Origin of the sequence: Rhodopirellula sp. P2, from assembly GCF_028768465.1 — a bacterium.
GTDB lineage: Bacteria > Planctomycetota > Planctomycetia > Pirellulales > Pirellulaceae > Rhodopirellula.
Map to the genome: position 1 here is coordinate 6,896,080 of NZ_CP118225.1, position 23,655 is coordinate 6,919,734.

The window sequence follows — 23,655 nt, forward strand, 5'->3', positions numbered from 1 at the left end:
TTGATCAGCCGAACGCCTTCCCAAGGTTTCGCTTATGTTCCATTCGCCATCGCATCGATCGAAGCCTGCGAACGCTAAGAAAAGCAGTCGGTCGTCCTTTCGTTTTTGGGGACGCATCGCCGCCTCGGTTTTGACCGTGGCCCTGGTTGCCGGCGGGATAGCGAGTTACTGGGCGGTTTGGCAGTCGCAGCAAGTGCCCGATTTCTACCAGCGGGTCTTGGATCAATCCGATCAAGCGATGCAGGTTGCTCGGAATCAATTGCAACACGATGTCAAGCAACTGCAATCGGATCTGTCACGGCGAGGTTCCTGGAACGCATCCTTCAGTGAAGAAGAAATCAATGCCTGGCTGTCCGATCAATTGCCAGAACGATTTGATCGGCTGTCGCGTCGCGGCGTTCGTGAACCCGCCATCGCAATCGAAGACGGGCAAATTCTCGCCGCGGTGCGGTATCAGTCATCGCGTCTCGACACGGTGGTCTCATGCCGCTTGTCGGTGCAGATGACCGAGGAACCCAACCTGCTTGCGATCCACTTGTCGGACTTGAAAGCGGGGGCGTTGCCATTGCCGTTGGAACCCTTTGTCCGCCGGATCAGCCGTGAAGCTGCGCTGGGCGATTTGGACGTTCGGTGGGACTTCACCGAGGATGGGCCGATCGCGCTGGTGCACATTCCCCAAGAAGACCCGCACTATGCCTTCAAGCCCTTGGTCATCGAACTGGTCAGCTTGACCGCGGGGCGGTTGCGACTGTCGGGACAAGCCGGCCAGTTGGCTCAGGACTACTACTCGCCTCGAGGTCCAGTGCATCGGTTCGTTTCGTTCCGCAAGCAATCGCAACCAGCGAACGATTCCGAGGATGAAACCTCACGTGCATCCGATCAAAGCACGGATGGTCGTTCCGCGTCGATTTCTGAATCCCAAACGCAAAGCTCCGAAGCCACGACGACCGGGGATCGAAACCTCGATCAACGTCGGGCTGATTCGCGAGGATCGGGAACCAAAGCCTCTGGGCAACGCTGGATGGTCAGAAAACCATCCCAGACGCTGCCAGCGGTGCTGCGAACTCGCTCGGATGATTCGCTGTCGCTGTACCAGTGACTTGGCTGGAATGGAACGGGCTGGAACAACAGTTCCAAGCATCCCGGTGCCTGCTTCTCGTTGAGTGATCCCGTTGGTTGAATCGAGACCGCGGTGCGAAATGAATTTTCGCTCGCCCCCGCCTGGGAGGACGGTTCGGATCGGAGGATTCGGTGAGTGCCCGATGCGATCCGGGTGACAACGCCTCGGTTGTTGGAAACCGGGCCGTCGTAATCCAAGTAAAGCCGGCGGTGATCCGGCAAACGCACCATCGGAATCTTGTTTGCCGGTGCCAACGGCACGATGGGCGTGGCAAAGGTCCAAAGTTGCTCGCCGCCGCTTTGCAGTTCGAACAACCAGTCAAAGTGATCGCCACGTGCGACGGTTGCCTGGGCCGTTGGATCGCAGCCAGTTGGATCCGAGCCTTTCGAATCCAAGCCTTTCGAATCCGAGGCATTCCAATTTGGGTCAGCACGTTTGGGGCTGCCGCCGCTCGGCACGCGGTGATGCAACACGGCAAATCGCAAGGACGTCTCGGAGGCAGCCCTCCCTGAATCTTCGGTGGGAAGGTTCACGAGAGTGGCGGCAACTGGTGACCCATTTTTTCGCGTTTGGTTTCCAAGTAACGCACATTGTGTTCGTTGCTAGGAGGAACGATGGGGACTTGGTCGACAACTTTCAGATCAAAGCCGCGGAGGTTGAAGGCTTTGGTTTTCTTCGGGTTGTTGGTCAACAAACGAACCTCTGACAGCCCAAGGTCTTTCAGAATCTGGAGTCCGACGCCGTAGTCACGCATGTCGGCTTTGAATCCAAGCGCGTGGTTGGCTTCGACCGTGTCCATGCCCTTGTCTTGCAAAGCGTAGGCCCGGATCTTTTGAGCCAACCCGATGCCCCGGCCTTCCTGCGGCAGATAGATCAACGCACCTCGGCCTTCACGACTGATCATGTCCAGTGCCATGTGAAGTTGGTCTCCACAATCGCAACGCAGGGATTGAATCAAATCCCCGGTGAAGCAGCTGCTGTGCATGCGAACCAGCGGTGGCGTGCCGGGAGCGGTCAGGTCACCGAAAACAATCGCAATGGGTTCTTGGGCTTCGTAGTTGACGTTGTAAACGATGATTTCGAAGTCGCCGTACCGGGTTGGCAGTTCCGAAGTGGCAGCGCGACTGACCAGTTTTTCGCTCACGCGTCGGTGTGCGATCAGGTGTTCGATGCTGATGATTTTCAGATTGTGTTCCTTGGCCAGTTTCGCCAAGTCATCTCGCGAGGCACGGTCGCCCGATTCGTTCAGCACTTCGCAGAGCACACCGACGGGTGCCAAACCCGCCATCCGAGACAGGTCGATCGCCGCTTCGGTGTGTCCTGCCCGACGTAGCACGCCGCCTTCTTTGGCCAGCAATGGGTACACGTGGCCGGGACGCACGAAGTCCTCTTCCGTGGCTTCGGGATCCGTCAGGCGACGAATCGTTTCACTTCGCTCAGCGGCCGTGATGCCCGTTTTCGCGGTGGCGATATCGATTGGCGTCATGAACGCGGTCTGCAGCGGGGCGTTGTTTTGAGGGACGACCGGCGACAATTCCAGCCGCTTGCAGACCTCAGGCAACACCGAAACGCACAACTGTCCACGCCCGCCCAAAATGAAATTGATCAGTTCTGGGGTCGCTTTTTCACCCGCGCAGATGAAATCGCCCTCGTTTTCACGGTCCTCCGCGTCAATCACGATGATGACTTCGCCTCGGGCGATGGCTTCGACGGCTTCAGGAATCGTGTTCAAGTCAATCGAGGATGACATATTGGGCAGATCAGGTCGGCGATGCGGGGAAAGAGGGGGACCATGCGACGAAATGGCAATGACTCGACGCTGGACCTGCCCGTATTATACGTGCGATGGAAACCACGCCTACGGACCCAACCATGATGCTCTCATCCTTTCCCTGCAGTTACTTGCCGTCGCGAGAAATCGCCAGCGGGATTGGTGGGGGGCGAGACGGACGGACTTTGCCAAGCCTGCGTCCGTGGAACCTGCTGGCGAGTTGCGTTCTGGCCTTGGGGGCGTTTCTGCCCTCGGGAGCCGCGTGGTCCGATGACGGCGGAACGACCAACGCAGTGAAGATGGCTCCTGCCAGCGCCCCCGCTGCCGTTGAACCCGCCAGTGTGGAACCCGTTGCCGAGGTGGCAGCCGACCTGGGGCCCCCCGTGGAGGTGCAGCAGTTTCTTGATCTCCGCTACAGCGACGCCGATGGCAGCGCGGGGCTGTTTGACTTGCATCTGCCGATTTCGGATCAGCACCGCGTTTCGACCAACGACGCAGGCGAAGTTTTTGTCGAAGGTCCACCTCGTCCGGCCATCTTGATGATCCACGGTGGTGGCTGGGCAATCGGTGACAAATGGACTTTGCGAGCGTATTGCGATCGGTTGGCCCAATTGGGATTTGTCGTCCTCAACATGAATTATCGCTTGGCACCGCAGCACCAATTCCCGCGGCAGGTCGACGATGTGCGACAAGTCCTGTTGCAGTTGGTCGAGCATTCAGACGCTTGGAAAATTGATCTGAATCGGGTCGGGATGTTTGGCTACTCGGCAGGAGGCCACTTGTCGGCCTTGATTGGAGTGCTGAGCAATGAGGATCGACCGACTCAAATGCTGGCCAGCGAGTGGGGATCCGATGACCCTCGTTGGGAACAGTTGCCGCCGATCGCCGCGGTGTGTGCGGGTGGTCCGCCGTGCGATTTCCGGATCGTCCCGGATGACAACGCGGGCCTGAGTTACTTCTTGGGTGGGACGCCACGTGAAGTGCCCAACAATTACCTGGGAGCCTCGCCGACCGCCCATGTCTCCCCCGGCGATCCACCGATGCAGTTGATCCATGGGGAAAAGGATTTGTTGGTCCCGCTGGAAAACAGTCAGAAATTCGCGGCCGCTTTGATGGACGCCGGCGTGGCAGTTACCTTGACAGTGATCGAAAACCAATGCCACATGATGACGCTGTTTCACCCCACCACGAAGCAGCGAATCAAGGACTTCTTTGTCACGCAATTGTTGCAACCCTCGTCATCGTGACGGATGGATCTCGTTTTGATTCCGGATCAAGACAACACGGCCAAGGCAACGGCGAACGTCAACAGAACCGCGCCCGACAATCGCATCAGCAGCAGTTTGCCGCTGAGGTCGGCTTCCGCGCCGCCCCAAATTCGGGCAGCGGCGTAAGCCAACAACACGCCCCACAAACCGCGAAGCGAATAGACGACATTCAGTCGTGCCGCGTCGCCGAATACCGAGACCGCAATCGTGATGCAGAACGCTTGGCAAGCCAGCAAGATGATCGCGGGAACGAGCAACTTCCAGTTGCCGTGAGAGACCATCGGTTGCCATCGAACCCAGGGCAGCGCGAGCAGAGAGAGTGCCGCGACGATGAGGAACACCGCGGGCAACAACCGGGTGGATCCCCAGGCCGGTGACCAACGTTGGACCAACAAATCAAACGTGGCGTAGCAAGACGCCGCACCGAGCGCCAATGCGATTGTCAATCCGATCCGCCGCGGATGATGCTGGCCAGTCCACTGAATCAATGCGATCCCGGTTGCCGCCAACAGAGCCGCTCCCCAGATCGCGTGGGGGACACCCGTGGCCGACGAGAATGCCAGCAAACAGGTCACGAACACGACCTTCACACCAAACACAGGGGCTGCGATGGAAACATCCCCGACTTCCACGGCGGTGAAGGTCAGCACCAATCCCAACATGAACAGCAACGCCACAATCGCAGGTTGCCAGAAATTCAACCAGTAGGTTTCCGGCCCGTCGAAGAGCCACAGCAGCGACATCAGCGCAGAGGAGCCGATGTTCACGCAGAACAACAGCGTGACTTGTCCGACACCGTCCGGACGGACGGAGGATCGGCTGACTCGTTTGACAAAGATCAGGCCGCAGACAAAGAGAACGCTGGCCAGCAAAGGAAGTAAGAGGTGCATGGCGGAAACGATACCGCTTGCCCGTTCGACGCGATAGTTGAACCCAGGTGGTCGTCCACCGAGTTCGTGGCGTCTGGCCGTGTAAACTGGTCGGGCTGACACGAATCGCCACTGCCGGAAATCACATCAAGAGAATGCACATGAACCGATCCTCTGTTTTTGTTGGTGTCATCCTGGGAATGTTGTGCTTGGCCGGTTCATACAGTCCGGCAGACGAACGCGTCAACGACCTTGGCACCAATCGGGATGAGTCATCACACGTCGGCGTGGAGGCTCGGATGCCCGCGTTTCCCGATGCTCTCGGTTGGGGCAGGAACGCGACGGGTGGCCGTGGTGGCGAGGTCAGAAAAGTCACACATCTCAAGGACTCGGGGCCCGGGAGTCTCAGGGCCGCCTTGCAGACGGAGGGTGCCGCGTACGTCGTCTTCGAAGTATCCGGAACGATCAACCTGCAAAGCCGAATCAAGATCACATCGAACAAAACGATTGCCGGCGAGACAGCTTTTCGAAGCGGCGGAGAAGGCATCACCTTGAAGATCAATCAGGGCACCACCTCGAATACCCTGGTGGTTGTTTCTGGTGGCAGCAATCTGATTTGCCGGTATCTGAGATTTCGCCGCGGTCCCGGCCTGCCTCCTGAAGTGGATGGTGACAACCTGCTGCTGACTGGAACGGGAACCGATTTCATCTTTGACCATTGCAGTTTTTCGTGGAGCACCGATGAATTGGTCAATCCTTATGGCCCCACTCGGATGACATTCCAGAACTGCATTTTCTCGGAAGCGCTTTACAACAGCACACACGCTTACACGACCGACACCGAGCATGCTGCCTACCCGAATCCTCACTCGATGGGGCCGCTAGTCGGCAACGGCAGCGACGAAGTGACTTTCTACAACAACCTCTTTGCTCACAACAACCAGCGAAACCCATTGATAGGCGGTGGCGTCGGCGGTGGAACGAAGTTCGAGTTGGTCAATAATTTGATCTACAACTTTGGCAGTTTTGGCACCGTCTTTTCAGACAACGACACCGCGGTAACGGTCAACTTCATCAACAACTATCACATGGCGGGGCCCAACACTTCCACCTCCCGCTATGCGATCGCGATCAACAAGGGTGTGACGGCGTACGCGCGAGGAAACATCAACAGCAAGCGGCCTTCCCAAAGCGACCCGGAGTGGAATGCGATCGGCTGCGAGTCGGGCTGCGGCACCTACATGCAGGAGCCCGCCCCGACCGCGTGGCAATCCTCCATGCCCTTCGACTTCCCGCTGCAGCACGTGGCCAGCATGTCAGCCACGGCCATCCGAGACGGGGTGATCGGCGGTGCGGGCGCCAATCTGGTCAAGGATGCTGTCGACACGCGAATCTTCAACGATGTTCTCAACGGAACCGGCGGATTCGTGAGTCATCCGTCTGAGGTGGGCGGCTGGCCCCAACTCACGGGAATGAAGTCGGTTCCGGTCGACACGGACGACGATGGCATGGCCGATCGGTGGGAAGAACAACGCTTCGGCTCGCTCGCGAGCGGACCCAATGACGACCAAGACGGCGATGGATACACAAACCTCGAAGAGTACTTGCATCAACTCGCCGCCGGCAACGGATTGAACGACGCCGAGTTGCAATGAGACGCCCACCTACCGTGGCGTCCACCAGCGAACTTGCGAGGACCGGAAGGCTCGTTATTGGTTGGTCATGCCGGTTTGTTTCGTCACGGTAACGGTGTCGAAGAGTTGCCCGTTCAGATCGTATGATTTGAGTTGCAGTTCTTTGCCATTGACCGCGACGTAAACAAAGTGGTGTCCGCGACGAACCGTTTGTTGGAACGGAGGCCGGATCGGGCCGGCTTGTTCCAGCCCTCCACCACCTCCGCCGGTGATCATGTAGATCGTGCCTCGGTCATTCTGAGGTTTGTCGTTGTGCATTTTCCAGGTGCGTTCGTAGGAGTGGATGTGCCCATTCCAAACGATGTCCACGCCAAAACGATCGAACAATTTGGTCATTGGGCGGATTCGAAGGTCGCCCCAATTGCTTTTGCCTTTCCAGAGATCTCCGTAATCATTTTCATCCGATGAATACGCGGGGTGGTGGAAGCTGACAAACGTCCACACCACTTTGCCGGATTCTTTTTCCGTTTCCAGTGCCGCGAGTTGCTTTTCGAGCCATTGGTACTGTTCGCTGTCGGGTCCCATTTCCTTGTTGGAATCGAGCATGAAGAACGCGGCGTTTCCATATCGAAATGAGTAGTAGTATTCAGGAGCGGGCAGGTCCATGTATCGATAGTAGTGATCCGCATTCCGCTCGTGATTTCCCAAAACGGGATAAAATGGAACTCGGGAGATCAGCGGGTTCATGCTGGAGAAAAACTGATAGACCCATTCGTTCTTGATCGTCCCTGTGCTGACGAGGTCACCGGGGACCACCAAGAAGTTTGGACGCAGACCCCAGGCCAATTCGCCGACCTTTCCGCTGACGGCTGGATTGCCTTGTGTGTCCGAGATGACGGCAAAGGCATACGGTGTTTCGGGCAGCGAAGCGGTTTGGAAAGAGAGCACTTTGCTTTCCACCGACACTTGGGTTTCCAGATCCGTTGCGGTGACTTGATAGTAGTGCCCGGTCTCAGGAGTCAGTCCATCCAGCAACGTCGAGTGGATGGTTCGGTCAGCGGATTCAGCGTTGCTCTCGCGGTCGAATTCGGCCGTTTCTCCGAACCGCACGGTCACCTTGCATTCCGCGTTGGTTTCACAAACCACGCGGATGCTGTCGGTGGTGGCGTACTGCAGAAACGGGGCGACCAGGAAGTCCAAAGGAGCTTTCTTTTTCGCGGTTGGTGGAAGCTCTGCCCAGGCTTTTTGATGTTCAAAGTCATGTTCAATCCAAGCGGGTTTGGCGGCCAGGTCATAGACCGCGATCTTGGCCAATCGCCCGTTCATCGGAAACGATTCGTTTCGGTCGAGGTAGGCACCGACTGCGAGATCGGTTTCATCGGGGTACAAGATCGGACCACCCTGGGCGTCGGATTCCGCATCGAGTTTTCCGTTGACCCAGAGTTGCATGGTTTCGCCATCGTAAACACCCGCAACGTGGTACCACTTTCCGAGCGTCACTTCGGTGTTCCCGTTCAAGTAGGTCATCATGCCATTTCCGTCATCGGCATCCTGACTGGAAAGGGCAAACGAGAATGTTTTGTCGTTGTACCCAAGGGCCCAACCTTGTTCGGAGTCGCCATTGTCTTGCAGGGCGCAGACGATGCCTCCGTACTGCGTCATTTCGTCGAGAGAAACCCAAGCGGCAATCGTGATCGCTTCCTGAGGAAGCTTCTTTTGCAATTCAGGCCAAGGTTGGTCGGCGACGAAGAATGCCCGAGCTCCTTCCAGCCGAATGGCATTGAGTCCGTCGGTGTCTTCGAGCCTGGGCGATCCCTTGCCGGTCAAGCTTGGGCCGAGTTGGCTTTTCAGATTCCCGTCTTGGAAGAACGGTGTTCCAAAGACCCAATGCGCCCGAGGGTCCGGTCCATCGTGCCCGGCGACTGTCGACCAGGAGGTGACAAGCAAGAGAAGGCAGATGCTGGGACGGAAGAACATGGAGTGTGTCGAACGCATTGGGGAACTCAAAGAAGAAAAACGATTCAAGGAAGTGTTCAGCAGACCGGCTGAGTCTTTCGGCATTTGGAACGTGTTGGCGAGCGATGTTGCTCCTACGTACAACCGGGGCTAACGCCCAAACGGCTCACATCGCCATGCCCGATCATTCCCGCCGACCTGCTTCTCAAGGAAGTGATTGTCTTAGGGCTGTTCCACGACTTCTCCGCCATCTCGGGTGCCCAAAGCTGAGAACAGTGTCAGGTCAATGGAGTCCGTGATGAAACGAACCGATCCGTCGCCCACGCAGAATTGTGCTCCGCCGGTGTGCTGGCTGCCAAAGCTGACTTCATAAGCGCCCCATTCAGGTGAGTCGTCTGCCGTGGGGATGTCAATCGGTTTGGCATAGTTGATTGGGACAGCGGTCGAGCCGCCCATTTCGGACCAGTCGGTGCCTTCCCAGTTGTCGAAGTCGTCCCCACCAATCGCCCAGTGATCCTTGCGACCCGAGTTGGCATCTTCTGCCGTGGATGCGATCGAGGCCAGTTCAGGGTCGGGGATGGCTTCGCCAAACATCAGGGTGTTGGAGAGGCCGTCGATCACGTCGCGGAACTTGGTGGCTCCTCCCATGCCGCCTTGTGCGATGCGAGCTCGCTCGGGAGGACGCGTTTGGATCATGCCGTCGAGTTCGGAGTGGTGTTTGGTTGTTTGGCTGTCGCCCCACGTGGGTTGATTGGCGCGTCCCCATCCCCACGAAGGCTTCCAGTCATTGGGCTGAATGCCGGTGACAACGGCCAGGTAGTTGGCTGGTGCGCGGGAGGCGACAAACCAAGGTGGTGAATAGACCGAGGCATCGAAAATGCCTTCGGGGGCGATCGATGAAGGACATCGCATGACGCTGATCGGCATCTCGCAGGCGGCCACTTGGCGGTCGCGTGGATTGGCCGAGGAAATGTCAGCGCCGCTGAGAGCGGTGCCTGCCGCCCAGTTGGTCGATCCAAACGTGAGAGCTTCAAAGAGGCTGGATTGTTCACAGAAAGGCATAATGAACGCACTCCAGTGGCCTCCTTCCTGAGCTTCGCCAAGCATTGGCAGATCTTCGTCGTATGCGGAGGCGAAGTTATGCGTCGCCAAACCCAGTTGCTTGAGGTTGTTGCTGCATTGCATTCGTCGAGCTGCTTCTCGAGCTGATTGGACGGCAGGGAGTAGCAAGCCGACAAGAATACCGATGATGGCAATGACCACTAACAATTCGACAAGGGTGAAGCCTGGCCGGTGTTGAAGGTTGCGGCGTTTCATTTGAATGGTCTCGCGAAAGAAAGTGTAATGAGAACGAAAGGAGGATGGTTCAAGACTGTTTGGATGGGATGTCGAATTCGATGTGGTTGTCAGTGCCTGGGACAACCTCGAATTCGAGCCTCGATTCACCTCCATCGCCGTAGGCGGGAGGGACAATGTCTTTGGTGATCAAGCGTCGATCGTCATCCAGCTTTTCATCGCTGGGTCCAACCGTTTGACCTTTGCCACTGACGATGCAAGAGAAGCTGACGCGATACTTTCCGGTTGCGAGTCCTTCACCGGCGGTCGAGCGAAGGAACAGCTTTCCGGTGGCATCCGTTTCGCCAACACCGAGGTTGTATTGATTGACGCTTTCGTCGACCGGACGGACATAGACAAGCAAACGATCGTAGGGTTTGCCGCCAAGCGTGATGTGGCCGCTGATCGGATGAAGAGCTGGTTCCGAATCGCAACCGGTGGCGAGCAAAGAGGTTGTTAGGAGCAACAACGCAACAAATGGTTTCATCGGAGAAGTGTTCGCAAAGGGGATGGCCGGACAGATTTGAATGAGGCGTGATTTATAGAAGCTCAATGTGAAGGTGCTGTGGTGAGCAGGTACGAGTTCGATGAATCTCTTGCGAATCAATCGATCAACTCCAGGCAGGGACTAAGCAGGTCGGCTGGAATGATCGGGCTCACATACCCGATGACACCTGCGTACCTGCTTAGCGGCGGATCCTTTCGCATGAAGAGGTCGTGCCGTCTTCTGGTGCTGGGGTTTGGCGGTTTTCTGCCTTAGAGAACCTCTCCCGAAACGAAGTTTTGGGTGAGGTCGAGCGACGCCGATCAGGCGTGCGCGAGGGAGGTGGCCGGGCATGGGAGGTGGCGTGCATTGCCGCTCCCCCGGAAATTTCGCGGAACGCTCTCTTTCCGACCCCTCCCGCTGCGCGGGCGGGAGTCTCAAGACACTGCTGGATTGGCACTTAAAAACAGCCTGACCTCTGAATGAGGTGGGGCTCGATTCTTCGGTGGTCGTTCTTTACCTTTGTTCACCAGCTAACACGATCCACACGAAACAGAAGTTCTCGTCTTGTGTGGTGACACTGGATAAACAGCATGGAAAACAGTACGGAACGAACGCGAGATATCACGACCACTCAAGACGGCGTCGAGGCGGATTCCGAAGAGACGGTATCGGCGGGGCAGTCGTCGTCTTTATTGGGTGCGATTGAATCCCCGCAAATTTGGTCGGCTCGGCATCTTCAAGGGGGCGTCGGCGGGTACGAACTCATCCAAGAAATTGGACGAGGAGGGTTCGGAATTGTGTACCTCGCTCGCGATGAAAAGCTCCGACGCGACGTGGCGATCAAGATTGCTCGGCCGGAAATTGTTCGAGACGCCGTTGCGATCCGGCGGTTTCAAGACGAGGCTCGAGCGGCGGCCAAGTTGGATCATCCTGGGATCATTTCCATCTACGGCAGTGGAGTGCAGGATGATTTGCACTACTACGTCATGCCCTACTTGATTGGGAAGCATTTAGGCGATTGGTTGGCGGATCAGTCGTCGCCAATGTCTGAGAGAGAGGCTGCCCGATGGATGATTCAGATCGCCAATGCGGTTCAGTACGGTCATGACGCAGGAATCATTCACCGCGATTTGAAGCCGCAGAACATTCTGATGCAGCAGTCGTCGGATGGCGAAACGCAGAGGCCCGTGGTGCTGGACTTTGGTCTTTGTGCGAGCACGGATTCGACCGTCGCGACAACGACGAGGGTTGCGGGGACGCCTCGCTACATTGCGCCCGAACAAGCGATGTTTGGCAATCGGCAAATCACACCGAAGAGCGATCTCTATTCGTTGGGCGTGATGCTGTACCAGATGCTCACCGGAACGACTCCTTTGACGCCGGATAATTTTGCCGAGGCCGTGTTGATGCTGCACCATTCCCCGATCGATGGGCCGAAGAAACATCGGCCTGATCTTTCCGATGCAATGCAGGCGATCTGTTTGAAGTGCCTGAGACGCGATCCGGACCTACGCTACGAATCGGCTGCGGCATTGGAGGCCGACCTGCAGAGATTTCTGAGCGATCAGCCGGTCGAAGCCAGAGCTCCCAGCATCGTGGAGCGTTTGGGATACGAACTCTACCACGGGCCGCTTGAGAGAATTTTTGGATGGGCCGTCATTGGGATCAATGTCCTGGTTTGGGCATGGGCTGCGGTCGGCGGGGTGTTGGTCTGGCAGCGTTATTCCAATGTACCGGAGCTCGCTGCGGCATTGCCTGAGTTCATCTTCTTTGTGGTTCTGGTGGTGGTTCCGTTCCACTTGCTCGGTGCTCACGCCGGCTCACTGATGGTACGAGGCACCAAGCATTTTCGTTGGGCGGCATTCATGAGCTTTGCGTCGATGGTTTGGTCGGTTTTCCAAGCGACCAATTTGTTTAGCAGTGGTCCCACTTTGAAAATTTGCCTCGTCAGCAGAATCGGTGGGTTTGATTTGGCTCAGGGAGCTTTCCTAGCTGGTGATACAGGGCGATTTCGATCGTTTTATACGATTTGAAACCGTAGGCCTTTCTCAACGCCAGTTTGGCTTTGGTGTTCATGCCCTCGACGCTACCGTTGGAGATTTCACCACGAGCGAGAAACCAGTTCAACAGTAGCGTTCGGTGCCTGCGTAGTGTGCGTGCCATGCCCTTCATCGGTTCGATTTTCGAATGCATCGCTCGAGTACACCATTGATCGAGAAACCTGCCTGCCCAGGCCGGACTTTGGTAGCTCCAGAACCGTTGGAAGTCTTCTCGCATCAGATAAGCTTTGATGCTCTTCAGGTTGTATTGCAGGAGATCATCAAGCTTGACCGTTTGCTTGTCCGTCAGATTCTCTGGGCGTTTTAGAAGGCACCATCGAGACCCTTTGAGCACCTCTTCATAGCCATCCGCTTTCAACTGCCGGGCCTCCTCAACCCGAACCTTGTTGAGTGCATCGCCGAACTTCTTCATCACGTGGTATCGGTCCAAGATGTGAACCGCATCGGCGGCCTTCTCGGCGATCACGTTCATGTACTGACGCCACATGTCAGTGCAAATGAACTTCAAGCTCTGAATCGATGTCTCTGGAACGGCATTGAAAAAACCACGCAGACTTTCCTCGGTTCGATCCCGAGCGACGTAAAGCAACCGTCGGCAGTCGGCATCAATCTGGTAGACCAGCGTCAGGTACTTGTGTCCTCGACGGTAGGCAATCTCATCGACGCCAATTGCTTCGACCGGGCCGATTTCCCGGTGAATCAGTCCCCAACGAACCACCCAGTCAATCGCCCGGTAGACCGTGTCCCAGCTGGTGCCAAAGATCAACGCGGTTTCCTTCCAACTCAGTCGCTTGGCCCAAGCGGCGAGAAAAATTCGATAGCTGTAAGTGCTGCGATGCTTTCCATCAGCCCAAGGAACTTTCTCGATCACCACGCCACAGGCGGGGCAGGCAACTCGCCTCATCGCGTAAAGAAAGAACACCGGGAAACCCCACAGCGGCACAAACTCGAACCGCCTTTCTCCTCGGGTGTCGTATCCGGGGCGTTTCTTTCCGCAGCCGCTGCAAACAGGGCGACTTCGCGCGTGTGGCTTGATGCTGATCCAGATCGCTTGGTTGTCCTCGCTCCAACGGATGCTTGTGTAGACAAACCCCTTTTGCTTTTCGGCTCGGTTGAGGATAGTTTTGAGCTGCATCTTGTCGGTCCTGGGATGTTGCTGAAGTGTTGCAACAACATCAATAGCTCAGTGTCCGGCAAGATGCATCTTCTTTTTTGTGACGTAATTGCTGGAGCCCCTTCCGCCTCGCCTTCGCATCGGCCTGACACTGGCCCGGCCCAGGTCGATGCGAAGGCGAGGCGGGAGGGGCGGCCCCATTCTGCTGAGCCCGAGCCGAGGTCGACGCACGGCCCCCATTTCAACCACGTCCCAAAACGCTTCCACCCACTGATTCGGCGGAAGAGCCGAAAATTTACGAAGGCCGCGTGGTAGCAACGACCTTGGTCTTTCTCGTGATTGCGCCGGCGTTTTTCGCGCAAGGTTGCATGCTTGCAGCGGGGGCCTGGACAGCGTGGCGTCGAAGTCGAGCTAGCGTTTGATCTCGAAGGTGACTTCGTTCTGGCCGTACTTCTTTCCATGGACATCTTCCATTGTCAAGCGCAGGCGATAGCGTCCCGGTTCGAGCGAATCGGGCAAGTACATTTGGTAGGCGATGAAGTAATCACGAAGTTTGTTCTGCGACAATTGTTTGTCGACCGGCAACGATTGGCTGGCAACACGACGCCCTGATTCATCGAGCAGATCGTAGCTGCCTTGCAACATGGTTTCGAAGCCTTGGTTGCTCCCCTGGCTGATTTTCTTGGCCACGAAGTTTTCGATCTCGCAGTACAAGATGACTTGTTGTCCAGGATCAAACTGACGTTTGGGGAACGGTTTGATTTGCCCGTAGGCTTCAATCTCGGTGCAGAACTCCAAGGCCCGAACATCCAGTGAATCGGAGGCTGCGGCAAGGAACTCCGTGGCTTGTCGGATTTGTGGCAAGGCGGAACTGAAACGCCGCGAAGGCACCGGGTGCCCGTTGGGATCGATGATGGTCCACAGACCGAGCAACTGGTGACGCAGGTACTCTTGTTCTTGCGTGGTCAGGCCCTCCAGTTTGTCGACCGCCTGATCCGGGTCTCCCGAGAGAACCATCAAGTGACGCTTGATAATCTGGCGACGTTGTTTCTGGGCGTCGGATTCGTTGGGTTCGGTTTGCTCGAGTCGTTTTAGCAGTGCGTCATACAGTTCCGAGTCACTGAGCGACTCCACGTTGACGGCTTGGGCGACGCTGGCCGCTGGTTGAATGACAGGCGTTTGAGAGTCTGGCGATTGCGTGGCCGAGACCTGTTGAACGTTCGTTGGCAGGCCGTCTTGGTTGGCGATGGCGTTCGTTTGATCCGACAGCGAATGCGACGCGCCGGTGTCATCCGCCACCTTGTCCGAGAAGTTCCAAACCGCCGGGACATCCGATTCGGTTGAAGGTGAACCAGCCGGCAAGGGGTTGTTCTCACCACCAGCAGTCGCAGCGGCCACCTTGCCTTGGTCGCTCAAGGAGTCTCCTTCGAAGACGTCTTCGAGCACCTGGTCGGTCAGATTGAATTCAGAAAGTGGTGGAGTGGTCTGAGCGACATGGGCAACGGGGCTTGTGGAAGACTCCTTCGATGGGGAGGGGGGGAAATTCTTTGCCGCGATGCGTTGTGGCGTCAGTCCGCGATCCACCACTTCATCCGGCAGATCGGGCAACGAGTCCAGCGAGGCCGCCAACAAGTTGTCGATCCCGGCCGGTTGCTGGGTGGGTTGGGCCTTTTTGTAAGACATCGCGACCAAGCGGCGAATCGCCTCTCGCTGCACCTCAGGCGGATGATCCTTCAACGCATTCATGACCATGCTGACGTCGACGCCCGCGTAAGTGTCCGGTGACGACGCGGGTTCGGGCGTGCCCTTTTCATCTGGGCTGGACGGCGAGTCGCTGACGTAGCTGACTTGCCGAGTGATTGCCGCCGAATCTCGTGACGACAAATCGTCGGACTCGGATCCAGAGGTGGTGGTTTGAGCAGGAGCCGAAGTCGTGCTGGGCGGGGTCGTGCTGGACGGGGTCGCAGCGGTTGTTGAACTCGAATTCTTTCGAGTGATCGGTGTTTTCGCCGTCGCCAAACGTTGCGGGACTTCTTCAAGCAGCGTCTCGGGGGCGGCATCCTCACCCGAGATGAAGATGTCCGAAGGTCCCTGGTTGGCGTGTTGTTCGATACCCGGTCGGCCGTTGAGCGGTGAGAACAACCGCGAGCGATGGCAGCCCGCACTGGTGAATCCGGTGGCCAGGAGAGCGATGGCCAGTCCTGAGCGTGTCAGCGAGGATGGTCGAACAGACCATTCGGTGAGCGAGAGCAGGAGGAGCAGACGGGGCGCAGACATGACGAACCTGGCATCGGAGACGGGAGACAATCAACCGGCCAGACGCTACGAAAATCGCCCCCTCGGCAACAACGTCAATTTGATCCACTCATTCTTCACGGATTCGCTGAATTTCATTGGTTTCCACAAATTCTCCCCCCAATCGAGCTTGTCCATCTGAGGCATCTCGGTACGATTCACACGAGATCGTTGATCGATTGTGGATGCACCCGACCTTCGCGTTGTTGCTAGCAAATGGTCAACCTCGAGCCAATGCCGATGGATGGGCATTTCAGGTGAACATGTTTCCTCGCAGCTCCCCTCAGGAGGGGATCGAATGAACAGTCGAGTGTGGATGGTGGCGTTTGTCTTTTTGGGGTCGGCCCTGGGTTCCTCTGCGAGAGCGGATTGGACTCAAACGGTGTTCCCGGTGAAGACGCACAATTTTGGAACGGTTGCGGTCGCCTCCAAAACGGAATTTCGTTTTCCGGTGGTCAACACGTTCAGCTCGGATCTGCATATCCGGTCCATCCGTGAGAGCTGTGGTTGCACCACCGCGATCATCGAAACCGCAACGATCGCTCCCGGCGAGTCCGGATCGATCTTAGCTCGGTTCAACACCCCCACCTTCCGCGGCAAAAAGGGTGCGACGCTGACGGTTGTCATCGACAAACCGTTTTACAGCGAAGTTCAATTGCGGGTCGACGGTTACATCCGCAGCGACATGGTGTTCCACCCCGGTGCGATCGAACTGGGGACCGTCAATCAAGGCGAACCCAAAACAGGAGCAACCAAGTTGTTCTACGCCGGCCGAAGTGACTGGCAGGTTGTCGACGTCCGCTCCAACACGCCTTGGTTGGTGCCTTCGTTCAAGCAAACCGAACGTGGTGCTGGCAAAGCCAACTACGAACTGTCCGTCGAAGTGCGTGAAGACGCTCCGGAAGGCTACTTCCAAGACGAACTGATCATCCAAACCAATGACCGCAGCATGCCGAACGTTCCTTTGCGAGTGATCGGCACCGTGGAATCAGCGCTTTCGATTGCTCCCCAATCCATCGCGGTTGGAACGATCCAGCAAGGCGACAGCATTTCCCAACGTTTGGCGATTCGGGGTCGCAAGCCTTTCGCGATTGAGTCGATCGAATGCGAAGGCTGGAAAGTGGAGTTCTCGGCCAGCGAAGACGAACGAATGATCCACATGGTCGACCTGACGCTGACCGCCGACACCGCGCGTGGGAACCAACGTGTTCCCATGGTGATTCGCACACGAGGCGAAAACGCCGTGACCGCGAAAGCCATCGTGACGGCAGACATCGCGGCAGAACAAGTCGCTCAAGCTCAGTGAACTCGGGCGTTCCAACAGCACAAAGCCTGCGATCGAATGTTTCGATCGCAGGCTTTTTTTATGCCGCTCAATGAAGACGTCGCCACCTTCACTCCTCGGTGACTGACTTGGATTCCACGGGCAACAGCTGCAGGGCGTCGACAATCACGAAGCCAGACGTGTCAGCGTTCGTGATTCGGATGACGGATTCCGTCTCGGTCGAGAGGGCCACCGTGGCGACTGAGCGAAAGTGTTCTCCGGGTGGCAGCGGGATGGTCTGATCCACCTGGAACGAAAGCTGGGAGTCCCCAGTGGAGACCGTCAGAGGAACCTTCTTGGCTCGGCTTTCGTGGGCCGAGTAAGCCATCAGCACTTCGTATCGACCCGACTTTGGAACCTTGAATCGAAAGCTGGCAGTCGTGTTCCCGTCGCCTTTCGACTCAGAATCCTTTTCCCCGCAATAGATGTAGCCCGTCTCGATGTGGGGTTGGAAGTTCGTGGAGCCTGACCAGTTGCCCGAGAGTTCCGCTCGGGAATCATCCAGCACGATTCCCGGCAACGACTTCGCGGCAATGGCTCCACGGGGAGCGGTTGGCTCCGGCACGTCAGGCAGTTCCAGAACCTGACCTTGTGCGAGTAGCCGTTCACGAAGCTTTGAGTAAGCCAGTTCGTGGACTGGCAGATCGGCCTCTGCCGCCAAGGCCGCCGCGACACCGGCTCCCTGACCAATCGCCATCCAAGCTCCCTCGATTCGCAGCGACGAGATCCCAACGTGTGTGCAAGACAGGGCAACCGGAACCAACAAGTTGTCACACTGCTCTGGTTTGGGCAGGATCGACCGGTAAGGAACATGGTAGGCGTAGCCCTGCTTGGGATTCGTTCTTCGCACGGGGAAGATCGTCCCTTCGTTGATCACCCCGCCGCCTGGAAGTGCAATCCGTTGGCAGTCATGCGAGTCGATTGGAAACGACGAGATTGCAATTGGATCCTCTTTTTCGGGAGATTCGAGAATGTCCTTTTGGCTGATGACCGACAGTCCCTTCATTCTTCGAGATTCGCGGACGTAGAGCGCCGGCGAGAAGTGATCGTGGCTCGCGAATTCGTCTTTGCAAAGGCCCAGCCTGGCGTAACGCTCCCGCATCGACGGGGGCACGACAGGGTCGGTGGTCAGGAAGTGATAGAACTCCAGGGTGTACTGTTTGTGGGCTTCCCAGATCTTCCTTCGCCCCGCTTCGTCGGCCGCGTGCCAGTCGTTGCCTCCACCAACCAAGCCGATGGAAAATTGCCCGCCGATCGAGTTGTTGCCATCGAGTTTGTCGCCGGGCAGTGGGTACAGGTCAAAGCCCACACGGGTTTCGCCCGCCAGGAGCGCCCGGCGAACAATCTCGAACCTTGCCGGGTCGTAGTGAGTGGGTTTCGGCATCGGCACCCGATTGTCAGCTTCCGCGGTCAGGCACAGCCGAAAGCTGTAGGTCATCACGTTTTGGTCACCGGCGTTTCCGTCCCCGACATGCAGGGCGGTGACCAACGGCAATGGCTTGCCCTGATCGTCGAAGCCGTTGATGTTCATCTTCGGCTTTGGGGTTTGTTTTCCGGCCAGCGATTCACCGTATTCCTCACGCCCTTCTCGGCCGATGGTCCAGTCGACTCCCGCAGCCGCCATCAGGTCGCCCTCGTAGGTGCCGTCCACAAAAACTCTGGCCGTGAACCTTCCTTTCGTCGTGCTCAGCGAGGTGATGCGAGGCCCCTTCATCGTGACCGATTGAAGAGGATGCTGTGCCAGGACCGTGACCCCGGCCTCGTCCAACATTTGCAAGGTCACCCGCATCGCCACATGCGGCTCAAACGTCCAACGCGACTGGTCTTTCTTGGCCGGGTTGTAGGGAGCTTGCAGACCTCGGTCGGTGTAGTCCTTCACCACTCGCGTGTGCCACTCATCGAACAGCCCCATCAGCGTGCTGCGAACCATCTGGTTCGAGTCGCAGTGACTCAAGCCACCTGTGTTCAGACCGCCGACATGCTCGGTCGGTTCCAACAGGATGACCGAAGCTCCTTCGCGAGCGGCAGCGATCGCGGAACAAAAACCTCCTGGTGTCGAGCCATAGACAATCACATCCGCGGTCGTGACATCCGCCAGGTTGCCTGCGGTTCGGGGAGTTGGTTCTTGGGCTTGGAGCGTTGGGCAGAGCACCAGCATGCCAAACGCAACCCAAACGAAGGGATTCGAAACAACAGGCTGGCGGTGTGACATGGGAACTTTCCTTGAGCGGGGCTCACAACTTGGCGAATGGTTGTGAGTGAAATCGGAGGGAGCCCATCACTTTAGTTGTTGAGCGATGAGCAATGGTCCCTCGGACTTTGTGAATTCCCAGTCGCGGAGCGACTGGCAGCCGCCAGCCTTGGGTTTCAACCCAAGGTCACATGCCCGCCCACAGGTCCACCCAGTCGCGGAGCGACGACAGTTGGGGGAAGCCTCGCAACCACCTGTCGCCGCTCCGCGGCTTGGTTGTGCTCGCTCTTGCCGTTGGACCTCGGGTTGAAACCCGAGGCTGGCAGATGTCACCGCTCCGCGGTTGGGATTTCCAGCATTCCGTAAGGTGCCACCCACCATGCGGGATCGTTCGTTGTCGAGCGACGAGCGATGGCCCCTCGGACTTTGCGAATTCCTAGTCGCGGAGCGACGGCAGCCGCCAGCCTTGGGTTTCACCCCAAGGTCACATGCCCGCCCACAGGTTCCCCCAGTCGCGGAGCGACGACAGTTGGGGAAGCCTCGCAACCACCTGTCGCCGCTCCGCGGCTTGATTGTGCTCGTTCTTGCCGTTGGACCTCGGGTTGAAACCCGAGTCTGGCAAATGTCACCGCTCCGCGGTTGGGATTTCCAGCATTCCGTAAGGTGCCACCCACCATGCGGGATCGTTCGTTGTCGAGCGATGAGCGATGGTCCCTCGGACTTTGTGAATTCCCAGTCGCGGAGCGACTGGCAGCCGCCAGCCTTGGGTTTCAACCCAAGGTCACATGCCCGCCCACAGGTTCACCCAGTCGCGGAGCGACGGCAGTTGGGGAAGCCTCGCAACCACCTGTCGCCGCTCCGCGGCTTGGTTGTGCTCGTTCTTGCCGTTGGACCTCGGGTTGAAACCCGAGGCTGGCAAATGTCACCGCTCCGCGGTTGGGATTTCCAGCATTCCGTAAGGTGCCACCCACCATGAGCATTCCGTAAGGTGCCACCCACCATGCGGGATCCCAGTCGCGGAGCGACGACAGCCGCCAGCCTTGGGTTTCAACCCAAGGTCACATGCTCGCCCACAGGTTCACCCAGTCGCGGAGCGACGGCAGTCGGGGGAAGCCTCGCAACCACCTGTCGCCGCTCCGCGGCTTGATTGTGCTCGCTCTTGCCGTTGGACCTCGGGTTGAAACCCGAGGCTGGCAAATGTCACCGCTCCGCGGTTGGGATTTCCAGCATTCCGTAAGGTGCCACCCACCATAGCATTCCGTAAGGTGCCACCCACCATGCGGGATCGTTCGTTGTCGAGCGATGAGCGATGGTCCCTCGGACTTTGCGAATTCCCAGTCGCGGAGCGACGACAGCCGCCAGCCTTGGGTTTCAACCCAAGGTCACATGCCCGCCCACAGGTTCACCCAGTCGCGGAGCGACGACAGTTGGGGAAGCGTCGCAACCACCTGTCGCCGCTCCGCGGCTTGATTGTGCTCGCTCTTGCCGTTGGACCTCGGGTTGAAACCCGAGGCTGGCAAATGTCACCGCTCCGCGGTTGGGATTTCCAGCATTCCGTAAGGTGCCACCCAACATGCGGGATCGTTCGTTGTCGAGCGATGAGCAATGGTCCCTCGGACTTTGCGAATTCCCAGTCGCGGAGCGACGGCAGCCGCCAGCCTTGGGTTTCAACCCAAGGTCACATGCCCGCCCACAGGTTCACCCAGTCGCGGAGCGACGACAGTTGGGGAAGCGTCGCAACCACCTGTCGCCGCTCCGCGGCTTGATTGTGCTCGTTCTTGCCGTTGGAGACCTCGGGTTGAAACCCGAGGCTGGCAAATGTCACCGCTCCGCGGTTGGGATTTCCAGCATTCCGTAAGGTGCCACCCAACATGCGGGATCATTCGTTGTCCAGCGATGAGCGATGGCCCCTCGGACTTTGCGAATTCCTAGTCGCGGAGCGACGGCAGCCGCCAGCCTTGGGTTTCAACCCAAGGTCACATGCCCGCCCACAGGTTCCCCCAGTCGCGGAGCGACGACAGTTGGGGAAGCCTCGCAACCACCTGCCGCCGCTCCGCGGCTTGATTGTGCTCGTTCTTGCCGTTGGAGACCTCGGGTTGAAACCCGAGGCTGGCAAATGTCACCGCTCCGCGGTTGGGATTTCCAGCATTCCGTAAGGTGCCACCCACCATGCGGGATCCCAGTCGCGGAGCGACGGCAGTTGGGGGAAGCCTCGCAACCACCTGCCGCCGCTCCGCGGCTTGATTGTGCTCGCTCTTGCCGTTGGACCTCGGGTTGAAACCCGAGGCTGGCAGATGTCACCGCTCCGCGGTTGGGATTTCCGATTCCGATTCCGATTCCGATTCCGATTCCGATTCCGATTCCGATTCCGATTCCGATTCCGATTCCGATTCCGATTCCGATTCCGATTCCGATTCCGATTCCGATTCCGATTCCGATTCCGAGCACGAGCACGAGCACGAGCACGAGCACGAGCACGAGCACGAGCACGAGCACGAGCACGAGCACGAGCACGAGCTAGGAGCTAGGAGCTAGGAGCTAGGAGCTAGGAGCTAGGTCAAACCTGCAGGTCGACCCCGGTTGCTGGCGTCATCCAGGAGGCTGCGGTTGCTGCTGGGATGCTGGGACCGTCCGGCTTGGAATCGATGGGGCGGGAGCCGTTGGCGTTGCCACGGTTGCGAGAGCGTTCGTGCTGGGGTCCGGCGTCGCGATCGGCATGGTCTGGATCGCCAAACGAGTTTTGAGTTTGATCGAACTCCGACGCGCCGTTGGCATCGGTGGTGATCTCAATGGATTCCAACCGCATGCCGTGCGACTCCAGTTGCGATCGCAACTGGGGCAGATGTTCTCGCAACAATTGGCTGGCGGCTTCCGACTCCGTCACCATCCGGCCGCGGAGGTTGTTCTCTTGGATGTGAACTTCCAATTGAACCGAGCCCAATTCGACCGGCGAGAGCCGCATGCGAATGTGCCCGCCGTTGGTGCCGAGCGTTTGAAAGCCTCGACTGACCCGTTGGACCAGTTTGGCACGCGCCACCGCGGAGGTCTGGTCGACCCCAGAGGCTTGCAAACCAGCCTTGGCTTTGCTTTCCGCCTTTTCCGCCGAAGGCGTGGCAGAATGGAGGGGGTCGGTCGGATCGCTGCTGCCCGATGTGGTGGAAGCCGCGGCACTCGTGGATCCCACGGCGGTCGTTCCGCTGGACGCGGCTTTGGCAGCGGCGGCTGCGGTGGTGGCTTGGATGGGTGCCACAGCTGCGACGGAGGCGGGCGATTTGGCCGCAGCTTGTTCGACCAACTGATTCAGTTGTGTCTCGCTGATTTCGGTTTCGTCACCGGCCGTTGCCAGCGAAGAATTGATGGCGAGTTTGCTCTCACCGGACGGGCTTCTGCCGACCGACTCGGCCGCGTTGTTTTGCGAGTCAGCATCGGCTTCGCGTGAATAGCGGCGACGTTCGGTTCGCCGGGGATCTTGCGAGGTTGGATCGTCGGATTGTGATTCGCCACGCGTTTCAGCGTTGTCTTTCTCAGTGCCGGACTCATCCGTCGCGACTTCTTCCGTGGACGTGACCGAATTCGTGGTTGGAACCTCTTCTTCCGCCGAGGCGTTCGCCGCGTTGTCACTGGCACGTGGTTGCGATTCGCTGCTGACCAGGACGGCAACCTCTTCGGTCACGATCGCATTGGAATCGCTGTCTTCCAGTTCCGATTCCGCGTCGGCAAGCAGCAAGGCTTCCTCGGCAGAGATTGCCTCTTCCGTTGGAAGTGAGTCGGTCTCCTCGGACGATTGAGTCCAGGCCACCTCGTCGGGGCTCTCCGACGACTCATCTTCATCGTTGGAGGTGGCGACGGCTTCTGGAGCCGAGTCAGCTTCAACCGTCTCGTCGACCAAGTTGCTTGCTGTTGCTGCTGCCGCGGCGGCGGGAGCAGTGCCGTCTCGCGATTCGACCTCTTCTTCGCCGGATTCGTCGCGGTCTTCGGTTTCGGTTGACAGGGAGTCTTCCGGTGCCGAGGCGGGTTCAGAGGCTGCCACGGTTTCGGTGGTCGCGATTCGAGCGAAGACTTCGGCGAACGGGTCGCCCAATCCTGACGTCGGCTCGATCAAACCGGCCGTTCGTGCGGAAGCAGAACCGCCCAGTGCGGCGAACGCATTCTCGGCGCGCTTGTTGGTCGTCGTTGTCGAGACAGTGGTCTCGGTCCTCGATTGGACTGGTTTTGTTGTTGTCATCGCGGT

At 58.1% G+C, this 23,655-nt stretch carries 15 protein-coding genes; 5 read left to right on the forward strand and 10 right to left on the reverse strand.

Annotation, left to right across the window (positions count from 1 at the left end):
• Nucleotides 1-34: 34 nt before the first annotated feature.
• Entirely contained in the window at nucleotides 35-1,099 is a 1,065-nt protein-coding gene (locus PSR62_RS24190; protein WP_274405520.1) for a hypothetical protein, read from the forward strand.
• 550 nt (nucleotides 1,100-1,649) lie between these two features.
• On the opposite strand, the gene ribA is transcribed toward PSR62_RS24190, so the two are convergent.
• Nucleotides 1,650-2,870: a GTP cyclohydrolase II gene (gene ribA, locus PSR62_RS24195; RefSeq protein ID WP_274405521.1), complete on the reverse strand. Its 1,221-nt coding sequence runs from the start codon at nucleotides 2,868-2,870 to the stop codon at nucleotides 1,650-1,652.
• A 122-nt stretch (nucleotides 2,871-2,992) separates the two neighbouring features.
• Here ribA and PSR62_RS24200 point away from each other — a divergent pair, with 122 nt between their 5' ends.
• Nucleotides 2,993-4,138 carry an alpha/beta hydrolase gene (locus PSR62_RS24200; protein ID WP_274405522.1) on the forward strand — a complete coding sequence of 382 codons (1,146 nt, stop codon included), beginning with the start codon at nucleotides 2,993-2,995 and terminating at the stop codon, nucleotides 4,136-4,138.
• Between the two features lie 26 nt (nucleotides 4,139-4,164).
• Here the strand turns inward: PSR62_RS24200 and PSR62_RS24205 are convergent, their stop codons facing one another.
• Nucleotides 4,165-5,049 (reverse strand): DMT family transporter, encoded by an 885-nt coding sequence (locus PSR62_RS24205; RefSeq protein WP_274405523.1) that lies wholly within the window; start codon nucleotides 5,047-5,049, stop codon nucleotides 4,165-4,167.
• Nucleotides 5,050-5,189: 140 nt separating this feature from the next.
• On the opposite strand from PSR62_RS24205, the gene PSR62_RS24210 reads away from it, so the two are divergent.
• On the forward strand, nucleotides 5,190-6,683 hold the full coding sequence (locus PSR62_RS24210; RefSeq protein WP_274405524.1) for a hypothetical protein: 1,494 nt from the start codon (nucleotides 5,190-5,192) through the stop codon (nucleotides 6,681-6,683).
• A gap of 54 nt (nucleotides 6,684-6,737) precedes the next feature.
• Here PSR62_RS24210 and PSR62_RS24215 read toward each other — a convergent pair whose 3' ends face one another.
• The 3 genes from PSR62_RS24215 to PSR62_RS24225 all read right to left on the reverse strand — a co-directional run bounded on the left by PSR62_RS24215 (nucleotide 6,738) and on the right by PSR62_RS24225 (nucleotide 10,440).
• A complete protein-coding gene (locus PSR62_RS24215; protein WP_274405525.1) occupies nucleotides 6,738-8,657 on the reverse strand; it encodes a LamG-like jellyroll fold domain-containing protein in 1,920 nt (639 codons plus the stop codon).
• Between the two features lie 183 nt (nucleotides 8,658-8,840).
• A complete protein-coding gene (locus PSR62_RS24220) occupies nucleotides 8,841-9,935 on the reverse strand; it encodes a DUF1559 domain-containing protein (protein WP_274405526.1) in 1,095 nt (364 codons plus the stop codon).
• Nucleotides 9,936-9,984: 49 nt separating this feature from the next.
• A complete protein-coding gene (locus tag PSR62_RS24225) occupies nucleotides 9,985-10,440 on the reverse strand; it encodes a hypothetical protein (RefSeq protein ID WP_274405527.1) in 456 nt (151 codons plus the stop codon).
• A 590-nt stretch (nucleotides 10,441-11,030) separates the two neighbouring features.
• Between PSR62_RS24225 and PSR62_RS24230 the strand changes: the two genes are divergently transcribed.
• Nucleotides 11,031-12,473, forward strand: coding sequence for a serine/threonine protein kinase (locus PSR62_RS24230; protein WP_274405528.1), 1,443 nt, complete (start codon nucleotides 11,031-11,033; stop codon nucleotides 12,471-12,473).
• Here the strand turns inward: PSR62_RS24230 and PSR62_RS24235 are convergent.
• Both PSR62_RS24235 and PSR62_RS24240 read right to left on the reverse strand, forming a co-directional pair.
• Nucleotides 12,388-13,635 carry an ISL3 family transposase gene (locus PSR62_RS24235; protein ID WP_274405530.1) on the reverse strand — a complete coding sequence of 416 codons (1,248 nt, stop codon included), beginning with the start codon at nucleotides 13,633-13,635 and terminating at the stop codon, nucleotides 12,388-12,390. The two genes, PSR62_RS24230 and PSR62_RS24235, sit on opposite strands and share 86 nt — an antisense overlap.
• A gap of 390 nt (nucleotides 13,636-14,025) precedes the next feature.
• Nucleotides 14,026-15,891 (reverse strand): hypothetical protein, encoded by a 1,866-nt coding sequence (locus PSR62_RS24240; RefSeq protein ID WP_274405531.1) that lies wholly within the window; start codon nucleotides 15,889-15,891, stop codon nucleotides 14,026-14,028.
• 316 nt (nucleotides 15,892-16,207) lie between these two features.
• Here PSR62_RS24240 and PSR62_RS24245 point away from each other — a divergent pair, with 316 nt between their 5' ends.
• Entirely contained in the window at nucleotides 16,208-17,215 is a 1,008-nt protein-coding gene (locus PSR62_RS24245) for a DUF1573 domain-containing protein (RefSeq protein ID WP_274405532.1), read from the forward strand.
• An 88-nt stretch (nucleotides 17,216-17,303) separates the two neighbouring features.
• Here the strand turns inward: PSR62_RS24245 and PSR62_RS24250 are convergent, their stop codons facing one another.
• The 3 genes from PSR62_RS24250 to PSR62_RS24260 all read right to left on the reverse strand — a co-directional run bounded on the left by PSR62_RS24250 (nucleotide 17,304) and on the right by PSR62_RS24260 (nucleotide 23,649).
• Complete coding sequence (locus PSR62_RS24250; RefSeq protein ID WP_274405533.1) at nucleotides 17,304-19,445, reverse strand: FAD-dependent oxidoreductase; 2,142 nt, start codon at nucleotides 19,443-19,445, stop codon at nucleotides 17,304-17,306.
• Between the two features lie 1,657 nt (nucleotides 19,446-21,102).
• Nucleotides 21,103-21,297, reverse strand: a complete 195-nt coding sequence (locus PSR62_RS24255; protein ID WP_274405534.1) for a hypothetical protein — start codon at nucleotides 21,295-21,297, stop codon at nucleotides 21,103-21,105.
• A 684-nt stretch (nucleotides 21,298-21,981) separates the two neighbouring features.
• The gene (locus PSR62_RS24260) at nucleotides 21,982-23,649 is read right to left on the reverse strand and encodes a flagellar hook-length control protein FliK (protein WP_274405536.1); all 1,668 of its coding nucleotides are present in this window, start codon (nucleotides 23,647-23,649) and stop codon (nucleotides 21,982-21,984) included.
• Nucleotides 23,650-23,655 lie beyond the last annotated feature (6 nt).

What these genes read in the sequence shown, in the direction of transcription:
- PSR62_RS24240 (WP_274405531.1), bottom strand. Translation starts at nt 15,891, where the DNA reads ATGTCTGCGCCCCGTCTGCTCCTCCTGCTCTCGCTCACCGAATGGTCT.
- PSR62_RS24220 (WP_274405526.1), bottom strand. Translation starts at nt 9,935, where the DNA reads ATGAAACGCCGCAACCTTCAACACCGGCCAGGCTTCACCCTTGTCGAA.
- PSR62_RS24225 (WP_274405527.1), bottom strand. Translation starts at nt 10,440, where the DNA reads ATGAAACCATTTGTTGCGTTGTTGCTCCTAACAACCTCTTTGCTCGCC.
- PSR62_RS24230 (WP_274405528.1), top strand. Translation starts at nt 11,031, where the DNA reads ATGGAAAACAGTACGGAACGAACGCGAGATATCACGACCACTCAAGAC.
- PSR62_RS24255 (WP_274405534.1), bottom strand. Translation starts at nt 21,297, where the DNA reads ATGTTGGGTGGCACCTTACGGAATGCTGGAAATCCCAACCGCGGAGCG.
- PSR62_RS24205 (WP_274405523.1), bottom strand. Translation starts at nt 5,049, where the DNA reads ATGCACCTCTTACTTCCTTTGCTGGCCAGCGTTCTCTTTGTCTGCGGC.
- PSR62_RS24200 (WP_274405522.1), top strand. Translation starts at nt 2,993, where the DNA reads ATGATGCTCTCATCCTTTCCCTGCAGTTACTTGCCGTCGCGAGAAATC.
- PSR62_RS24190 (WP_274405520.1), top strand. Translation starts at nt 35, where the DNA reads ATGTTCCATTCGCCATCGCATCGATCGAAGCCTGCGAACGCTAAGAAA.
- PSR62_RS24210 (WP_274405524.1), top strand. Translation starts at nt 5,190, where the DNA reads ATGAACCGATCCTCTGTTTTTGTTGGTGTCATCCTGGGAATGTTGTGC.
- PSR62_RS24260 (WP_274405536.1), bottom strand. Translation starts at nt 23,649, where the DNA reads ATGACAACAACAAAACCAGTCCAATCGAGGACCGAGACCACTGTCTCG.
- PSR62_RS24250 (WP_274405533.1), bottom strand. Translation starts at nt 19,445, where the DNA reads ATGTCACACCGCCAGCCTGTTGTTTCGAATCCCTTCGTTTGGGTTGCG.
- PSR62_RS24215 (WP_274405525.1), bottom strand. Translation starts at nt 8,657, where the DNA reads ATGCGTTCGACACACTCCATGTTCTTCCGTCCCAGCATCTGCCTTCTC.
- PSR62_RS24235 (WP_274405530.1), bottom strand. Translation starts at nt 13,635, where the DNA reads ATGCAGCTCAAAACTATCCTCAACCGAGCCGAAAAGCAAAAGGGGTTT.
- PSR62_RS24245 (WP_274405532.1), top strand. Translation starts at nt 16,208, where the DNA reads ATGAACAGTCGAGTGTGGATGGTGGCGTTTGTCTTTTTGGGGTCGGCC.
- ribA (WP_274405521.1), bottom strand. Translation starts at nt 2,870, where the DNA reads ATGTCATCCTCGATTGACTTGAACACGATTCCTGAAGCCGTCGAAGCC.